A 15,972-nucleotide genomic window follows, 5' to 3' on the forward strand; every position below is an offset into this window, starting at 1 on the left:
TCGTTAGGCTCGGCACCGTGCCCGCGAAGAACGACGGCCCCAAGGCGGCCGGCCCCACCAGCAGCAAGTCCGAGCAGACCCGCGCGCTGATCCTCGAGACCGCGATGCGGTTGTTCCAGGAGCGCGGGTACGACAAGACCACCATGCGGGCCATCGCCCAGGAGGCCGGGGTCTCGGTCGGCAACGCCTACTACTACTTCGAGGGCAAGGAACACCTGATCCAGGGCTTCTACGACCGGATCGCCGCCGAGCACCGGGCGGCGGTCCGCAAGGTCCTGGACCGGGAGACCGACCTGGAGGCGCGGCTCGCGGGCGTGCTGACCGTCTGGCTCGACATCGCCCGGCCGTACCACGAGTTCGCCGTACAGTTCTTCAAGAACGCCGCCGATCCCGACAGCCCGCTCAGCCCCTTCTCGCCGGAGAGCGAGCACGCCCGCGAGCAGGCGATCGCCGTCCACCGGGAGGTGCTGGCCGGGTCGAGGACCAAGGTTCCCGCCGAACTCCGGGATGTCCTCCCGGAGTTGATGTGGCTCGCCCAGATGGGGCTGGTGCTGTACTGGATCTTCGACCGGACGGACGAGCGCGAGCGCAGCTACCGGCTGGCCCGGCGCGGGGCCCGGCTGACCAGCCGCGGTGTGGCGCTCGCCCGGTTCCGGGTGCTGCGCCCCCTGGTCCTGGAGATCCACGAACTGTTCACGGACTTCCTGCCCGGCATGACGAGAACGCTGCCGGATCCGCGCAAGGGGCGGACCAAGGGGGCCGAGGAGAGCGCCGGTTGATCAGATCCAGGTCAGGCGCCACAGGCGGAAGACGCCGGTGCCGTCGTCCAGGTACTGCCCGCCGCCCACGTCCTCGGTGCTGACCACGTACTCCTTGCGCTGCCACAGCGGGATCAGCGGGACGTCCTGGGCGACGTCCCCCTGGATGTCCCGGAAGTCGTTCACGGCCCGGCTGCGGTCGGCGTACTGCTGGCTGTCCAGGATGAGATGGTCGACCAGCTTGTTGCTGTAGCCGGTGCTCATCGTGGAGCCGGTGCCGACGAGCGCGGCGCCGAAGGTGTCCGGGTCGGGGTAGTCGGCCACCCAGCCGACCGCCCACGCGTCCATCTTCCCGGTGGCCCAGCGCTTCTGGAAGTCGGTCCACTCGTAGCCCTGGACGTCCACCTTGAACAGGCCGCCCGCCTCCAGCTGCCGCTTCAGGGCCGCGGCCTCCTCCTGGCCCGCGCCGCGGCCGACGCCGTAGCCGAAGGTGAAGCGGACCGGCAGGCTGACCCCGGCCTGGGTGAGCAGCTCGCGCGCCTTCTTCACGTTCTGGGTCGGGTAGTCGTCGAAGAAGGAGGTGGTGTGGCCGATGATGCCGGTCGGGATCAGCGAGTACAGCGGGTCGACCGTGCCCTCGTAGACGGTACTGGCCAGTTCCTCGCGATTGATCAGCCAGGCCATCGCGCGGCGCACCCGGACGTCGTGCAGGGGCGAGTTCGCGCGGGTGTTCAGGTAGAGGTTGCGGGTCTCGGCGCTGTCGGACTCGTTGACCCGGTTGTCGGGGTCGCTCGGGTTCAGCCGGGAGAGCACGTCCGGCGGCAGCGTCCGGGTGGCGACGTCGACCTCCCGGTCCTTCCAGGCGGCCTCGAGCTTCGCGGAGTCGGGGTAGTAGCGCAGCTCGATCGGGCGTCCGGTGCCGTCGAGGTAGCCCTTGTAGCGCGCGTTCGGCTTCAGGACGGCCTTCTGGTCCTTCGTGTACGACGCCAGCGTGTACGGGCCGGTGCCGTCGACGGTGGTGCCCTTGCGCAGGGCATCGGCCGGGTACTCGTCCTTGTCCACGATCGAGCCGGCGCCCGTGGCCACCTTCGAGGGGAAGGTGGCGTCCGGGGAGGACAGGTGGAAGGTGACGGTCGTCGCGCTGTCGGCGGTCACCGAGGCGAGGTGGGAGAACAGCGACGCCGGGCCGACATCGGAGTTGATCTTCTTGACCCGGTCGAAGGAGTACTTCACGTCCTCGGCCGTCATCGCGCGCCCGCTCGGGAAGGTGATCCCGGACCGCAGCGTGCACTGGTACGTCCTCAGGCCGCTGCCCACGAAGGCGCAGCTCTTCGCGGCGTCCGGTACCGGCTCCACGCCGCCCGGCTCGAAGGTCAGCAGCGACTGGAAGACGTTGCTGAACAAGGCCCAGGAACCGGCGTCGTAGGCGCCGGCCGGGTCGAGGTCCGTGACGGCGTCCGTCGTACCGACCGTGATGGTCCTGTTCTTGTCGCCCTGCGACGGCAGCAGTTGCCAGCCGCCGATTCCCACGATCGCGAGCACGAGCAGTGCCACGACGACGCGCATGCGAACAGATCGCATGGTGGTGCCCTCCCCAGGCCCCTCACAGGCCCTACCCCTGGCCAGCACGAATGCGCCACTCCCCTAGTGGCGCGGCTCACCTAATCACACCTGTTTCAGCTGGGGGAAGGGCTTTCTGACCAGATGTGCAAGAACTTACCCAGGCGTTGTTCTCCTCGGGTTTCACAGCGTCTTCACAGGGGCCGGGGTGCGGGCTCCCTCCGGGTCGCCGCTATGAGGTCCGGCGCAGTGCGCGCAGACCGCGCAACCCGATGACCCCGATGACCGTCCCCAATACGAAGGAGACGACCGCCAGCAGCAGATGCACCCAGAAGTACGCGGTCGGGTGACCGTTGTCGAAGGCGAGCCCGCTGCTGTCCTTGACCAGGTTCTTGACGAAAGTGACCCAGATGACCCAGGACCACACCCCGAAGGCGAGCAGGAACCAGGAGACCGGGCGGCTGAGTTTCACGGGGTCAGACCTTTCCAGGCATCACCGGGCGCCCGCGGGCGCCCGGGGGTCCGGGGGGTGTCCCCCGGGCGAGCACAGCTTGCGTCCAGTATCGCCGTTCGCTGGTCGGTCCCGTGTCGGGGGTGAGGCGGGTCATGGGACATCAGAGCAGACAAAAGGTACGTTTCCGGTCGTGCCTGCACTGAAGAAGACCGGACGGCGATCCTTGCTGATCACGTCGGCCACCCTCCTGACCCTGTCCGCCACCGCGCCCGCCGCCCTCGCCGCCCCCACCCCGCTCCCGACGGCCACGCCCCCGGCCGGCATGTCGACCGTGGGCGGCGCCCGGCTGGGACAGCCCGGCACCCAGGTCGATCCGGCGCCGGGCGTCCCAATGCTGCCCAAGGACATCACCGCCCGTTCCTGGATCGTCACCGACGCCGAGTCCGGCGAGGTGCTCGCCGCGCACAACGCGCACTGGCGGCTTCCCCCGGCGAGCACGCTGAAGATGCTGTTCGCCGACACCCTGCTGCCCCGCTTCCCCAAGGGCTCGACGCACAAGGTGGTGCCGTCCGACCTCGCGGGCATGGGCGCCGGCTCCAGCGTGGTCGGCATAAAGGAGGGCCACACCTACGACGTCCACGACCTGTGGCTCGGGGTCTTCCTTCGCTCGGGCAACGACGCGGTGCACGTCCTGTCCTCGATGAACGGTGGCGTGGAGCAGACCGTCAGGGACATGCAGGACCACGCCGACGAGCTCCAGGCCCGGGACACGCACGTGGTCTCCCCCGACGGCTACGACGAGCCGGGCCAGGTGTCCTCGGCGTACGACCTGACGCTGTTCGCCCGGTCCGGGCTGCAGAAGAAGGACTTCCGGGACTACTGCTCGACCGTGCGTGCCACCTTCGGCGCCCGCGAGATCCAGAACACCAACCGGCTGCTGAGCGGCGACACCGACGTGCCCGTCTACCAGGGCATCGCGGGTGTGAAGAACGGCAACACCACCAACGCGGGCGCCACCTTCACCGGCGTCGCCGAGCGCAACGGCAAGGTGCTGCTCGTCACGGTGATGCACCCGGAGAAGGCCGTGCACAACGAGGTCTACAAGGAGACGGCCAAGCTGTTCGACTGGGGCTTCCAGGCGGACGGCAAGGTCAGGCCGGTGGGCGAGCTGGTGCCGCCGAAGAACGCCCTGCCGAGCCCGGGGGCCGGCCCCTCCGCCGGGAAGTCCGCGGGCGACGGCGGGTCCGGTGCCAGGCCGGTGGCAGGGGCGAGCGCGCAGTCCGGCTCCCGGGGCGTCGGCACCGCCGCGGCCGTCTCGGGCGGGCTGCTGGTGCTGCTCGCCGGCGCGGCGTTCCTGGTCAACCGCCGGTGGCCGCTGCCGGACCTGGTGCGCCGCCGCTCGCGTCCGTGACGCCGCCCCCGGGCCCCGCGTCCGCACTGCGCGTGGCCGTCCAGGCGGCGCAGAACAGGACCAGCTTCGCGGTGAAGTTGATCCACAGCAGCAGCGCCACAGGGACGCCGAAGGCGCCGTACATGCTCTTCGCGGCGACTCCCTGGATATAGCCGCTGAGCAGCAGTTTCAGCAGTTCGAAGCCGACCGCGCCGAGCAGCGCGGCCACCACCAGGCGGCGGCGCGGCGGCTCGACCCCGGGCAGCAGGGTCAGGACGTAGAGCAGGACGAGGAAGTCGGCGAGGACGGCGACGGCGAACGCGGCGACCCGCAGCAGGACACTGCCCCAGCCGTAGGCGGCCAGGCCGAGGTGGCGGGAGACCACGCCGACGGCGGCCGACGCGAACGTGGACGCGGCGAGCGTGACCAGCAGGGCCCCGCCGAGGCCGAGCAGGATGCCCGCGTCCTTGGCCTTGGCCACCACCGGGTTCTGCTGCTGGTCGGGCAGCTCCCACACCGCGCGCAGGCAGTCCCGCACCTGGCTGACCCAGCCGATGCCGGTGAGCAGCAGAGCGGCGCCCGCGATGACGCCGACGGTGCCCGCGTTGTCGACGAGCGAGGTGAGGTCCAGGTGACTGGACAGGACGCCGGGGAACTGCTCGGCGATCTTGTGCTCGACCGTCTTCTGCCGGGCCGGGCTGAGCGTGGCGGCACTGACCGCCGCGGCCACGGTCAGCAGTGGGAACAGGGCGATGAAACTCACGAACGTCATGGCGGCGGCCAGCCGCGTCCACTTCACCCGGTCGAGCCGCTCGTAGCAGCGCCAGGCGTGCGTCTCCGTCAGCCGGGCGACGAGCGGCCCGATGCCGGGGAGTCTCTTCAGCCAGTCCATGGTCCGTCCTTGCCCCGCCGACACGCTCGTATGACATCCCACTAATCACCCATTGTGCGGAGCGGCGAATGTTCAGTGACTGATCACCCATATACCGGCGATACGGTCACCGACATGCCCGGAGACACCGCCGCATCAAGGAGCTGACGTGAAGGACGCATTCGGTCTCCCCCGGTCCCTGCTCGTCCTCGGCGGCACGTCCGAGATCGCCCTGGCCACCGCGCGCCGGCTGATCGCCCGCCGCACCCGCACGGTGTGGCTCGCGGGGCGCCCGTCACCGGCTCTGGAGGAGGCCGCCGCGAGCCTGCGGGCGCTCGGCGCCGACACCCGTACCGTCGCCTTCGACGCCCTGGACCCCGCGGCCCACGAGACGGTCCTCGGCAAGGTCTTCGCCGAGGGCGCCATCGACCTGGTGCTGTTCGCCTTCGGCGTCCTCGGCGACCAGGCCCACGACGAGCGGGACCCGCTGCGCGCCGTCCAGGTCGCCCAGACCAACTACACCGGAGCCGTCTCGGCGGGGCTGGTCGTCGGCTGCGCGCTGCAGGCCCAGGGGCACGGATCCCTCGTGGTGCTGTCCTCCGTCGCCGGCGAGCGGGCCCGCCGTGCCGACTTCATCTACGGCTCCAGCAAGGCCGGCCTCGACGTCTTCACCCAGGGTCTCGGCGACGCCCTGCACGGCACGGGCGTGCACGTCATGGTCGTACGCCCCGGACAGGTACGGGGCGAGGGGCCGCTGTCCACGACCCCGGAGGCGGTCGCCACGGCCATCGAACTGGGCCTGCGCAGGCGCTCGGAGGTGGTGTGGGTGCCGGGGGTCCTGCGGGTGGTGATGGCGGCGCTGCGGCACACGCCGAGGGCACTGTTGCGCCGGCTGCCGCTGTGATGCGGCGCGGCGCGGAGCCCGGCCCTACGACACCGTGCTGTGCCCCACCCCGCGGAGCGCCTGGGGCGGCACCACGGAACCCCCGAACGTGTACTCCCGCAGCTTGCGCCACACCCCGTCCGCGCCCTGCTCGTACAGGGCGAACCCGGTGCAGGGCCACTGCGCGTCGAACCCGGCCAGCTCCTCGAAGGCGCGGTCCATGGCCGCCTCGTCGATGCCGTGCGCGACGGTGACATGCGGGTGGTACGGGAACTGCAGCTCGCGCGCCACCGGCCCCGAGGCGTCCCGCACCCGCTGCTGCAGCAGGGTGCAGTCCTCGGCGCCCTGAACGACGCGGACGTAGACCACCGGGGACAGCGGCCGGAAGGTGCCCGTGCCGGAGAGCCGCATCGGGAACGGCCGGCCGGCCGCGGCGACCTCGGTGAGGTGCGCCTCGACGGCGGACAGCTCGGCCTCGTCGACCTCGGTCGGCGGCAGCAGCGTGACGTGCGTGGGGATGCCATGAGCCGCGGCGTCGCCGAAGCCCGCGCGCCGCTCCTGGAGCAGGCTGCCGTGAGGCTCCGGGACCGCGATCGACACGCCGATCGTTACGGTCCCCACGTCGTCTCCTGTCGTCGCGTCTGTCGTCTTGTTCAGGCCGTCCCGTTCGTCACGTTCGGGCCGTCGGCTATCGACTGTACGGCTATGGAAGTCCTGTGGGCAGGCGCAGCGGAAGTGATGTGCAGCGCTCCACCCACCCGGACGTGTGTACGGTCGTGCGCCTCAGCGCCGGTCCGTGCCTCTCAGTGCTTCGCCGGCAGGAAACCCACCCGGTCGTAGGCCTGCGCGAGCGTCTCCGCTGCGACCGCGCGGGCCTTCTCCGCGCCCTTGGCCAGGATCGAGTCGAGCGTCTCGGAGTCGTCCAGGTACTGCTGGGTGCGCTCCCGGAACGGCGTCACGAACTCGACCATGATCTCGGCGAGGTCGGTCTTGAGGGCGCCGTACATCTTGCCCTCGTACTCGCGCTCCAGCTCGGCGATCGACTTGCCGGTGAGGGTGGAGTGGATGGTGAGCAGGTTGCTGACACCCGGCTTGGCCTCCGCGTCGTAGCGGATCACGGTGTCGGTGTCGGTGACGGCGCTCTTGACCTTCTTGGCGGTGGTCTTCGGCTCGTCGAGCAGGTTGATCAGGCCCTTCGGCGTGGACGCCGACTTGCTCATCTTGATCGACGGGTCCTGCAGGTCGTAGATCTTCGCCGTCTCCTTGAGGATGTACGGCGACGGGACCACGAACGTCTCGCCGAAGCGGCCGTTGAAGCGCTCGGCCAGGTCGCGGGTCAGTTCGACGTGCTGACGCTGGTCCTCGCCGACCGGCACCTCGTTCGCCTGGTACAGCAGGATGTCGGCGACCTGCAGGATCGGGTACGTGAACAGACCGACGGAGGCCCGGTCGGCGCCCTGCCGGGCCGCCTTGTCCTTGAACTGGGTCATCCGGCTCGCCTCGCCGAAGCCGGTGAGGCAGTTCATGACCCAGGCGAGCTGGGCGTGCTCGGGCACGTGGCTCTGGACGAAGAGGGTGCAGCGGTCCGGGTCGAGGCCGGCGGCCAGCAACTGGGCGGCGGCGAGCCGGGTGTTGGCCCGCAGCTCCGCGGGGTCCTGGGGGACCGTGATCGCGTGCAGGTCGACGACCATGTAGAACGCGTCGTGGGAATCCTGCAGGGCCACCCACTGTCGGACGGCGCCGAGGTAGTTGCCGAGGTGGAACGAGCCGGCGGTGGGCTGGATACCGGAGAGCACGCGGGGTCGGTCAGTGGCCATGCCCACCATTCTCTCAGGTGCGGAGAGTGGTGAGGGCACAGCTCCGGCCCCGCGTTCCGGACCGGTTTCAGCCCAGGTCCACTTCCGGGTACAGCGGGAAGCCCGCCACCAGGTCCGTCGCCCGCTGGGCGATCTCCTCGGCGACCTTCTCGTCCAGGACGTGGGCCGCCTTGGACGGGGCGCCCGATTTCGTCGTACCCGGCTCCGTGGTGGTCAGGACGCGGTCGATCAGGCCCGCCACCTCGTCCATCTCCGCCGTGCCGAGGCCGCGGGTGGTCAGGGCGGGGGTGCCGATGCGGACGCCGGAGGTGTACCAGGCGCCGTTCGGGTCGGCCGGGATGGCGTTGCGGTTGGTGACGATGCCCGAGTCGAGGAGGGCCGCTTCGGCCTGGCGGCCGGTGAGGCCGTAGGAAGTGGCCACGTCGATCAGGTTGAGGTGGTTGTCGGTGCCGCCGGTCACCAGGGTGGCGCCGCGCCGCATCAGCCCCTCGGCCAGGGCGCGGGAGTTGTCGACGATGCGCTGGGCGTAGTCCCGAAAGGCGGGCTGCCGGGCCTCGGCGAGGGCGACGGCCTTGGCGGCCATGACGTGCGGCAGCGGGCCGCCGAGGACCATCGGGCAGCCGCGGTCCACCTGGTCCTTGAGGGAGTCGTCGCACAGCACCATGCCGCCGCGTGGGCCGCGCAGCGACTTGTGGGTGGTGGTGGTGACGATCTGGGCGTGCGGGACCGGGTCGAAGTCGCCGGTGAGGACCTTGCCCGCGACCAGGCCCGCGAAGTGGGCCATGTCGACCATGAGCGTGGCGCCGACCTCGTCGGCGATCTCACGCATGATCCGGAAGTTCACCAGCCGGGGGTACGCCGAGTAGCCCGCCACGATGATCAGCGGCTTGAACTCGCGGGCCTGGGCGCGCAGGGCGTCGTAGTCGATGAGGCCGGTGGCCGGGTCGGTGCCGTAGGAGCGCTGGTCGAACATCTTGCCGGAGATGTTCGGACGGAAGCCGTGGGTGAGGTGGCCGCCGGCGTCCAGGGACATGCCGAGCATGCGCTGGTTGCCGAAGGCCTGACGCAGCTCGGCCCAGTCGGCCTCCGAGAGGTCGTTGACCTGGCGGACGCCGGTCTTCTCCAGGAAGGGGGCCTCGACACGGTCGGCGAGGACGGCCCAGAAGGCGACGAGGTTGGCGTCGATGCCGGAGTGCGGCTGGACGTAGGCGTGGCGGGCGCCGAACAGCTCGCGGGCGTGCTCGGCGGCCAGCGACTCGACGGTGTCGACGTTGCGGCAGCCGGCGTAGAAGCGGCGGCCGACGGTGCCCTCGGCGTACTTGTCGCTGAACCAGTTGCCCATGGCCAGCAGGGTGGCCGGGGAGGCGTAGTTCTCGGAGGCGATCAGCTTGAGCATCGCGCGCTGGTCGGTGACCTCCTGGCCGATGGCATCGGCCACGCGCGGCTCGACGGTGCGGATGACGTCCAGGGCGGCACGGAAGGCGGTGGACTCGGTGGACAGGGGCTCTGGCATGAGGACCTCCGGACGGCGTGCGTACAGCGTTCACGTTCGGCCCAGGCGCACGGCACTGTTTCCCGCCGGGCCGCTCCCCGATGGTCCGTCCCATCCCAGCGCGCCAGTCACGGCCCGCTGATCAGCCTACCGGGCGGGGCGTGCGGCCAGGTTCCGCGGTCCACCATGCGAGCGACGGTAGGAAGGAGATCCCCCCTCGACACCGGAGGCCGCCGTGACCGCTGCGGAAGACCTGATCGCCGCCGCCGACGCGCACAGCGCGCACACCTACCGTCCCCTGCCGGTCGTCGTCGCCACCGCCGAGGGCGCCTGGATGACGGACGTGGCGGGCCGCCGCTACCTGGATCTGCTGGCCGGTTACTCCGCGCTGAACTTCGGGCACCGCCACCCGCGGCTGGTCGAGGCCGCGAGGGCCCAGCTGGAGCGGGTGACACTGACCTCCCGGGCCTTCCACCACGACCGGTTCGCCGCGTTCTGCACCCAGCTGGCCGAGCTGTGCGGGATGGAGATGGTGCTGCCGATGAACACCGGAGCGGAGGCGGTGGAGACCGCGGTGAAGACGGCCCGGAAGTGGGGCTACCGGGTGAAGGGCGTGCCCGCGGAGATGGCGAAGATCGTGGTCGCGGGCGGCAACTTCCACGGGCGTACGACGACGATCATCAGCTTCTCCACCGATCCGGAGGCCCGCGCGGACTTCGGGCCGTACACGCCGGGGTTCGAGATCGTGCCGTACGGCGACCTGACGGCGATGCGGGCGGCGATGACGGAGAACACGGTCGCGGTGCTGCTGGAGCCGGTCCAGGGCGAGAACGGGGTGATCGTGCCGCCGTCCGGCTATCTGCCCGCGGTGCGGGAGCTGACGCGCGAGCGGAACGTGCTCTTCGTCGCCGACGAGGTCCAGTCGGGCCTCGGCCGGACCGGGCGGACCTTCGCCTGTGAGCACGAGGGCGTGGCGCCGGACGTGTACGTGCTGGGCAAGGCGCTGGGTGGCGGGATCGTGCCGGTGTCGGCGGTCGTGTCGAGCGCGGAGGTGCTCGGGGTGTTCCGGCCGGACGAGCACGGGTCGACGTTCGGCGGGAACCCGCTGGCCTGCGCGGTGGCGCTGGAGGTGATCGCGATGCTGCGCACGGGCGAGTTCCAGGCCCGCGCCGCCGAGCTTGGCGAGCGGATGCACCGGGCGCTCGCGGCGCTGCCGGGCACGGGCACGGTGACGGCGGTGCGCGGGCGCGGGCTGTGGGCGGGGGTGGACGTCGCGCCGGGGGTCGGGACGGCACGGCAGGTGGCGGAACGTCTGATGGACCGCGGGGTGCTGGCGAAGGACACCCACCGAACCACCGTGCGGCTCGCCCCGCCACTGATCGTTTCCGAGGAGGACCTGGACTGGGGGCTGGAGCAGTTCCGGGCGGTGCTGAGCGGCTGAGAGAGGGCGCGTCAGGACCTTCCGACAGTTCCCGTCTGCCGCGCTTCGGGCCACGACGCGAATCGTCGGGCAGGCCCTGGAGGATCACATGGGGCAGGAAGCGGGCGTACTCGTCGGTGATCAGACCGGAGGACTCGCGGAGGCGCTGCCAGCCGGGGCGGGGGGTGATGGTGCGGCGTTCCGTGGGCGGGTGCCGGTCAGCCGCCGGAGCCGTGGTGGCCGCCGCCGAAGCCGCCGCGGTGCACTCCACGGCCGGAGGAGCCGCCGGAGCTCCTGTGGGGCCTGGTGAACGAGCCGCCGCTCACCCGGGAACCCTTCTTCTTGCCGCCGTAGTACCATTCGCCGTCCACCGAGGTCTTGAGGGAGGAGGTCTTGCAGTTCTTGTCGGAGACGACCTTGTAGCCCTTGGCGTAGTTGTGGCTGTCGCGGTCGACGCAGCGCTTGTCCGGGTCGCATGAGCAGGCGGTGAGGGCGGCGGCCAGCAGGCCCATGCCGCCGAGGACGACCGTGCCGGAGCGCAGCCGCTGCCGGGTGTCAGCCATGTTCGTGTCTCCCCCGTGTCCGTGTGCGTGGACGTGTCCGTGTGGCGTGATGCCGGCGGCCGGCCTAGAGAACGGTAAGAGCGCAGGCCACAGGGGGTGGCGGAATCGACCGTCTCCTAGAGTCCCTTTGTGCTCTTCGGAATGGTGTGCGCCCTCGGCGCGGCGGTCTGCTTCGGCACCGCGACGGTGTTGCAGGCGGTGGCCGCGCGGGCGGCGGCCACGGACGGGGCCGGCGGCGAGGCGGCCCTGCTGCTGCGGGCGCTCGGACAGTGGCGGTATCTGGCAGGACTGGCGCTGGACGGGCTCGGCTTCCTGTTCCAGATCGCGGCGCTGCGATCCCTGCCGATCTATGCGGTCGGCGCGGCCCTGGCGTCGAGTCTCGCGGTGACCGCGGTGGTGGCGGCCCGCCTGCTGCGGGTGCGGCTGAGCCGCACGGAGTGGAGCGCGGTGGCCGTGGTGTGTGCCGGGCTGGCGATGCTCGGACTGGCGTCCGGCCCGGAGGGCAAGGAGGGCGGCTCGGACGCGTTGGGGTACGTGATGCTCGCCGTGGCGGTGGGGATGCTGCTGCTGGCCCTCGCGGGCGGGCGGCTGTCCGGTCCGGGGCGGGCGCTGGCGCTCGGGCTCGGGGCCGGGTTCGGGTTCGGGGTGGTGGAGGTGTCGGTCCGGCTGATCGACAGCCTTGCGCCGCTGGACCTGTTGACCAACCCGGCGGCCTACGCGCTGCTGATCGGAGGCGGCGCCGCGTTCATGTTGCTGACGTCGGCTCTTCAGCGGGGCTCGGTGACCACCGCGACCGCCGGGATGGTGATCGGGGAGACGATCGGGCCCGCGGCGGTGGGGGTGGTGTGGCTGGGAGACCGCACGAGGGAGGGGCTGACCTGGCTGGCGGTCCTGGGGTTCGTGGTGGCCGTGGTGGGGGCGATGGCGCTGGCGCGGTTCGGGGAGGCGCCCGTGCCGGCCGAGGAAGGCTGAGGTCGCCTCCTCGGGCCGGGGTGCCCTGCGAAGACCGGACGGCGTGACCTCCCGTGACGTGATCTCCAGCTCGCTCCTCGCGGCGAGATGCACGAGGCCCCCGCCCGGGGAATTCCTCCGGGCGGGGGCCTGCCCATTGCCGGGTCGCTCGGCTCGGCGCGCTTACCTCTCGCCGGTGGTTCGGCGGCGCCTGAACCGGAGCAGGACGGTTCCGGCCGCGAGGAGTGCGGCGGCGGTCCCGGCGATGCCGAGTACCCGGGTTCCGGTGCTCGCGAGGCCACCGCCCTTGTCGTCATCGGTGGGCAGGGAGGCGGGCGGTGTGTGTCCCCCCGCGGGGGTGGAGTGTCCCGGCGCCGGGCTGTGGCCGGTGGGTGACGTGGTGGGCTGGTGGGTGGGCGTGCCGGTGTGCGTGGGGGCCGGGGTCGGGTTGTCCGCACCGCCGGTGCCGGTGGACTCGTTGCCGCCGCCGAGGAGGGCCGGCTCCGGGTTGTCGGCGCTTTCCGCCTGGGCCTGAGTGGCGATCCTGGTCGTCTTCTTCAGGTGCGGTGCTCGACCTGGAACTCGACGGGGTGACGTTGCGGCGGGGGCCTCACCGAAGTCCACGCCGCCCATGATCGCGTCGGACACCCGACCTGCTACGGCAACACCCGGCACAAGGCCTCCAGCGTCCCCGCCCACGCGCTGTCCGGGGGTGTCGCGTACCCCACGACCAGCGCGTCCAGCGCCTCGGCGACGGCGTGCGGATGGCGGTGGAAGGACAGACCGTGCAGGGCCAGGCCCTGCCAGGTCGCGGCCTGGATCACCGACTGCTCCGTGCCCGGCGGCAGGCGCAGCACCGCGTGCAGGCCCGCGGCGACACCGGTGACCGTGACCTCCGGGGCGCGGGCGGACACGGCGGCAGCGAGGGCGTCGCGGCGGCGCCGGTAGCGCAGCCGGGAGGACCGGACGTGGCGGTCGTACGCGCCGGAGGTGACGAACTCGGCCAGGGCGAGCTGTTCGAGCACCCCCACGGTGTCGGCTGCGCCCTTGGCCGCGGCCGCCTCCTCGACGAGGGACGGCGGCAGCACCATCCAGCCCAGCCGCAGTCCGGGGGCCAGGGACTTGCTGGCGGTACCGAAGTAGAGCACCCGGTCGGGGTCGAGGCCCTGGACGGCGCCGACGGGCTGGCGGTCGTAGCGGAACTCGCCGTCGTAATCGTCCTCCAGGATCAGTCCGCCGGTGCGCCGCGCCCAGTCGACGACGGCGGCCCGCCGTTCGGGATGCAGGGGCGTGCCCATGGGGAACTGATGGGCGGGGGTCAGCAGCACCGCTCCCGCCTCCCCCACCTCTCGTGGGTCGGTGCCCAGGCGGTCGTACGGCAGCGCGGGCGTGGCGAGTCCGCTCCGCTGGAGCACGCCCCGGTACGCGTCGACGCCGTACGACTCGACCGCCACCGTGCGCACCCCGCGCGCCCGCAGCAGCGTGCCGGTGATCCGCAGGGCGTGCGCGAAACCGGAGGTGATCAGCACGGACTCGGGGCCGGTGCGCACGCCTCGCACCCGCGCGAGATAGCCGGCGAGGGCGCTGCGCAGCTCGGGGCGGCCGCGGGGGTCGCCGTAGCCGAGGACGTCGTACGGGGCGGTGGCGAGGGCGCGGCGGGCCGCCCTGAGCCACTCGGTGCGCGGGAACGCGGCGAGGTCGGGGCTGCCGGGGACGAGGCTGTAGGCGGGGCGGGCCGGTGCGGTGCGGCGGGCGGCCGGACCGCTGCCGGGCGCGCCCCGGGCCGTCGTACCGGACGGCGGTACCGCGGCGGCCCCTTCCGCCACCCGGGTGCCGGAGCCCTGACGGGCGGTGAGCCAGCCCTCGGCGACCAGGTCCGCGTACGCCTCGGCGACGGTGTTGCGGGCGATGCCGAGGTCGGCGGCGAGGGTGCGGGAGGAGGGCAGCCGGGTGCCGGGTGCCAGCCGGCCGGTGCGTACGGTCTCCCGGAGCGCGTCGGTCAGGCCCCGGCGCAGTCCGCCGGAGCCGGCCGGTTCCAGATGCAGGTCGACGCCCAGAGTGGCCCAGGATTCCGCCATGGAAATGGACCATACTCCTGGGCTGCCTCACCCCTAGGGTCGACGGCATGAACACTGCACAGGAGAACACCGAGTACGCCACCGAGCAGGCCCCGCGGCTCGCCTGGACCAAGCACGCCCCCGAGGTCTACAAGGCGATGATCCGCCTGGACGCCGCGGCCAGGCAGGGGCTGGACCCCAAGCTGCACGAGCTGGTGAAGATCCGCGCCTCGCAGCTCAACCACTGCGCCTTCTGCCTCGACATGCACACCAAGGACGCGCTCGCCGCCGGGGAGAGCGTCGAGCGGATCGTGCAGCTCAGCGCGTGGGAGGAGTCGCGGCACTTCTACACCGAGAAGGAACTGGCGGCGATCGAGCTGACCGAGGCGATCACCGTCCTGGCTGGGGGAGGCTTCGTGCCGGACGAGGTGTACGAGAAGGCCGCCAGGCACTTCGAGGAGGCCGAGCTGGCCCAGCTGATCGCCGCGATCGCGGTCATCAACACCTGGAACCGGTTCGGTGTGACCACCCGGATGACCCCGGGCCACTACCAGCCCGGGCAGCACGCGTGAGCCGTACGCAACTGCTGGACCCGGAGGTCGGCCGGGCGATGTCCGCGCTCAGCGCGACCGCGAAGAAGGGACTCGGCGATCCGCTCCTGGCCGAGCTGGTGATGATCCGCGCCTCGCAGATCAACCACTGCGCGTTCTGTCTCGACATGCACCTCCGGGTGGCCCGGAGGAACGGCGAGTCGGAGGACCGGATCCAGCTCCTGAACGCCTGGGAGGAGACCGAGGACCTCTACAGCGAGCGGGAGCGGGCCGCGCTGGCGCTGACCGAGGCGGTCACCCTGCTGACCGAGGGGTTCGTGCCGGACGCGGTGTACGCGCGCGCGGCCGAGCACTTCGCCGAGGCGGAACTGGCCCATCTCATCGCCCTGATCACCGGCATCAACGGCTGGAACCGGATCATGGTCAGCCGCCGGATCCCACCAGGGGGTTGTCAGCCGTGACCAAGGTGGACACGTTCCGCGCACTGCACCGCAACCGCCCGCAGGGCGACCCGCTGATCCTGCCGGGCCCGTGGGACGCGGCCAGCGCGCGCGTCTTCGTCGAGGCCGGGTTCCCGGCGCTGGCCACGCCGAGCGCGGGAGTGGCCGCATCCCTGGGGTACGCGGACGGGGGCACTCCGGCCGACGAGATGTTCGCCGCGGTCGCCCGCATCGCGCGGGCGGTGGACGTGCCGGTGTCGGCGGACGTCGAGGGCGGCTACGGGCTCCCGCCGAAGGAACTGGTGGAGCGGCTGCTGGAGGCCGGCGCCGTCGGCTGCAACCTCGAGGACTCCGACGGGGGTGTCCTCAAGGACCCGCACGAGCATGCCGGGTACCTCGCGGAGGTCCGTTCGGCCGCCGCCGACCGGCTGTTCGTCAACGCCCGCGTGGACACGTTCGCGCGGGGTGACAAGGACCCCGAACGGGCCATCGAGCGCGCGGCGTTGTACGTGGCGGCGGGCGCGGACTGCGTCTATCCGATCCTCGCCCCCGCCGCCGTACTTCCGCTGCTGCGGGCCGGGATCCAGGGCCCGCTGAACATGCTGGCCCGCCTGGACGGCGAGGGCCCCTCGCCCGCCGAACTCGGCGAACTCGGGGCCACCCGCGTCACGTTCGGGCCGGGGCTCCAGCGGCGGGCCGCCGCGGCGCTCCGGGACATCGCCGACGCCCTGCAGCCGTAGGAGCGAGGCCCCCGGGTCATCGGGT

General features: G+C 71.9%; 17 protein-coding genes and 1 riboswitch. Of the genes, 8 read left to right on the top strand and 9 right to left on the bottom strand.

Annotated features, from left to right (window positions below):
* Positions 1-17: 17 nt before the first annotated feature.
* On the top strand, positions 18-779 hold the full coding sequence (locus tag AC5WRT_RS03480; protein WP_496092912.1) for a TetR/AcrR family transcriptional regulator: 762 nt from the start codon (positions 18-20) through the stop codon (positions 777-779).
* Here AC5WRT_RS03480 and AC5WRT_RS03485 read toward each other — a convergent pair whose 3' ends face one another.
* The gene (locus AC5WRT_RS03485) at positions 780-2,339 is read right to left on the bottom strand and encodes an ABC transporter substrate-binding protein (protein ID WP_496092913.1); all 1,560 of its coding nucleotides are present in this window, start codon (positions 2,337-2,339) and stop codon (positions 780-782) included.
* A gap of 211 nt (positions 2,340-2,550) precedes the next feature.
* The gene (locus AC5WRT_RS03490; protein WP_361982437.1) at positions 2,551-2,790 is read right to left on the bottom strand and encodes an SCO4848 family membrane protein; all 240 of its coding nucleotides are present in this window, start codon (positions 2,788-2,790) and stop codon (positions 2,551-2,553) included.
* 172 nt (positions 2,791-2,962) lie between these two features.
* Between AC5WRT_RS03490 and AC5WRT_RS03495 the strand changes: the two genes are divergently transcribed.
* Positions 2,963-4,183, top strand: coding sequence for a D-alanyl-D-alanine carboxypeptidase family protein (locus AC5WRT_RS03495; protein WP_496092914.1), 1,221 nt, complete (start codon positions 2,963-2,965; stop codon positions 4,181-4,183).
* Here AC5WRT_RS03495 and AC5WRT_RS03500 read toward each other — a convergent pair.
* Positions 4,131-5,054, bottom strand: a complete 924-nt coding sequence (locus AC5WRT_RS03500) for a YihY/virulence factor BrkB family protein (protein ID WP_496092915.1) — start codon at positions 5,052-5,054, stop codon at positions 4,131-4,133. The genes AC5WRT_RS03495 and AC5WRT_RS03500 overlap by 53 nt on opposite strands.
* Before the next feature lie 148 nt (positions 5,055-5,202).
* On the opposite strand from AC5WRT_RS03500, the gene dprE2 reads away from it, so the two are divergent.
* On the top strand, positions 5,203-5,937 hold the full coding sequence (dprE2, locus tag AC5WRT_RS03505; protein ID WP_496092916.1) for a decaprenylphospho-beta-D-erythro-pentofuranosid-2-ulose 2-reductase: 735 nt from the start codon (positions 5,203-5,205) through the stop codon (positions 5,935-5,937).
* A 24-nt stretch (positions 5,938-5,961) separates the two neighbouring features.
* On the opposite strand, the gene AC5WRT_RS03510 is transcribed toward dprE2, so the two are convergent.
* The 3 genes from AC5WRT_RS03510 to AC5WRT_RS03520 all read right to left on the bottom strand — a co-directional run bounded on the left by AC5WRT_RS03510 (position 5,962) and on the right by AC5WRT_RS03520 (position 9,246).
* Positions 5,962-6,537 (bottom strand): 2'-5' RNA ligase family protein, encoded by a 576-nt coding sequence (locus AC5WRT_RS03510; protein WP_496092917.1) that lies wholly within the window; start codon positions 6,535-6,537, stop codon positions 5,962-5,964.
* A gap of 182 nt (positions 6,538-6,719) precedes the next feature.
* Positions 6,720-7,733 (bottom strand): tryptophan--tRNA ligase, encoded by a 1,014-nt coding sequence (gene trpS, locus AC5WRT_RS03515; RefSeq protein WP_496092918.1) that lies wholly within the window; start codon positions 7,731-7,733, stop codon positions 6,720-6,722.
* A gap of 67 nt (positions 7,734-7,800) precedes the next feature.
* Complete coding sequence (locus AC5WRT_RS03520) at positions 7,801-9,246, bottom strand: glycine hydroxymethyltransferase (RefSeq protein WP_496092919.1); 1,446 nt, start codon at positions 9,244-9,246, stop codon at positions 7,801-7,803.
* A gap of 32 nt (positions 9,247-9,278) precedes the next feature.
* A riboswitch (ZMP/ZTP riboswitch) is annotated at positions 9,279-9,367 on the bottom strand.
* A 93-nt stretch (positions 9,368-9,460) separates the two neighbouring features.
* Here AC5WRT_RS03520 and rocD point away from each other — a divergent pair.
* Complete coding sequence (gene rocD / locus AC5WRT_RS03525) at positions 9,461-10,666, top strand: ornithine--oxo-acid transaminase (protein ID WP_496092920.1); 1,206 nt, start codon at positions 9,461-9,463, stop codon at positions 10,664-10,666.
* 197 nt (positions 10,667-10,863) lie between these two features.
* Here rocD and AC5WRT_RS03530 read toward each other — a convergent pair whose 3' ends face one another.
* Positions 10,864-11,208 (bottom strand): hypothetical protein, encoded by a 345-nt coding sequence (locus AC5WRT_RS03530; protein WP_496099911.1) that lies wholly within the window; start codon positions 11,206-11,208, stop codon positions 10,864-10,866.
* A gap of 141 nt (positions 11,209-11,349) precedes the next feature.
* Here AC5WRT_RS03530 and AC5WRT_RS03535 point away from each other — a divergent pair, with 141 nt between their 5' ends.
* Positions 11,350-12,180: a DMT family transporter gene (locus AC5WRT_RS03535; protein WP_496093077.1), complete on the top strand. Its 831-nt coding sequence runs from the start codon at positions 11,350-11,352 to the stop codon at positions 12,178-12,180.
* A gap of 162 nt (positions 12,181-12,342) precedes the next feature.
* On the opposite strand, the gene AC5WRT_RS03540 is transcribed toward AC5WRT_RS03535, so the two are convergent.
* Both AC5WRT_RS03540 and pdxR read right to left on the bottom strand, forming a co-directional pair.
* Entirely contained in the window at positions 12,343-12,807 is a 465-nt protein-coding gene (locus tag AC5WRT_RS03540) for a hypothetical protein (protein ID WP_496099912.1), read from the bottom strand.
* 8 nt (positions 12,808-12,815) lie between these two features.
* Complete coding sequence (gene pdxR / locus AC5WRT_RS03545; RefSeq protein ID WP_496092923.1) at positions 12,816-14,237, bottom strand: MocR-like pyridoxine biosynthesis transcription factor PdxR; 1,422 nt, start codon at positions 14,235-14,237, stop codon at positions 12,816-12,818.
* Between the two features lie 47 nt (positions 14,238-14,284).
* Between pdxR and AC5WRT_RS03550 the strand changes: the two genes are divergently transcribed.
* The 3 genes from AC5WRT_RS03550 to AC5WRT_RS03560 are packed head-to-tail and all read left to right on the top strand — an operon-like array spanning position 14,285 to position 15,947.
* Positions 14,285-14,788: a carboxymuconolactone decarboxylase family protein gene (locus AC5WRT_RS03550; protein WP_496092924.1), complete on the top strand. Its 504-nt coding sequence runs from the start codon at positions 14,285-14,287 to the stop codon at positions 14,786-14,788.
* Positions 14,785-15,228, top strand: a complete 444-nt coding sequence (locus AC5WRT_RS03555) for a carboxymuconolactone decarboxylase family protein (protein ID WP_496092925.1) — start codon at positions 14,785-14,787, stop codon at positions 15,226-15,228. The genes AC5WRT_RS03550 and AC5WRT_RS03555 overlap by 4 nt, the downstream gene beginning before the upstream one ends.
* A complete protein-coding gene (locus AC5WRT_RS03560) occupies positions 15,225-15,947 on the top strand; it encodes an isocitrate lyase/PEP mutase family protein (protein WP_496099913.1) in 723 nt (240 codons plus the stop codon). The genes AC5WRT_RS03555 and AC5WRT_RS03560 overlap by 4 nt, the downstream gene beginning before the upstream one ends.
* Positions 15,948-15,972 lie beyond the last annotated feature (25 nt).

The organism is Streptomyces sp. NTD91 (genome assembly GCF_059510455.1).

What these genes read in the sequence shown, in the direction of transcription:
- AC5WRT_RS03485 (WP_496092913.1), bottom strand. Translation starts at nt 2,339, where the DNA reads ATGCGATCTGTTCGCATGCGCGTCGTCGTGGCACTGCTCGTGCTCGCG.
- AC5WRT_RS03500 (WP_496092915.1), bottom strand. Translation starts at nt 5,054, where the DNA reads ATGGACTGGCTGAAGAGACTCCCCGGCATCGGGCCGCTCGTCGCCCGG.
- trpS (WP_496092918.1), bottom strand. Translation starts at nt 7,733, where the DNA reads ATGGCCACTGACCGACCCCGCGTGCTCTCCGGTATCCAGCCCACCGCC.
- AC5WRT_RS03520 (WP_496092919.1), bottom strand. Translation starts at nt 9,246, where the DNA reads ATGCCAGAGCCCCTGTCCACCGAGTCCACCGCCTTCCGTGCCGCCCTG.
- AC5WRT_RS03530 (WP_496099911.1), bottom strand. Translation starts at nt 11,208, where the DNA reads ATGGCTGACACCCGGCAGCGGCTGCGCTCCGGCACGGTCGTCCTCGGC.
- AC5WRT_RS03535 (WP_496093077.1), top strand. Translation starts at nt 11,350, where the DNA reads ATGGTGTGCGCCCTCGGCGCGGCGGTCTGCTTCGGCACCGCGACGGTG.
- pdxR (WP_496092923.1), bottom strand. Translation starts at nt 14,237, where the DNA reads ATGGCGGAATCCTGGGCCACTCTGGGCGTCGACCTGCATCTGGAACCG.
- AC5WRT_RS03550 (WP_496092924.1), top strand. Translation starts at nt 14,285, where the DNA reads ATGAACACTGCACAGGAGAACACCGAGTACGCCACCGAGCAGGCCCCG.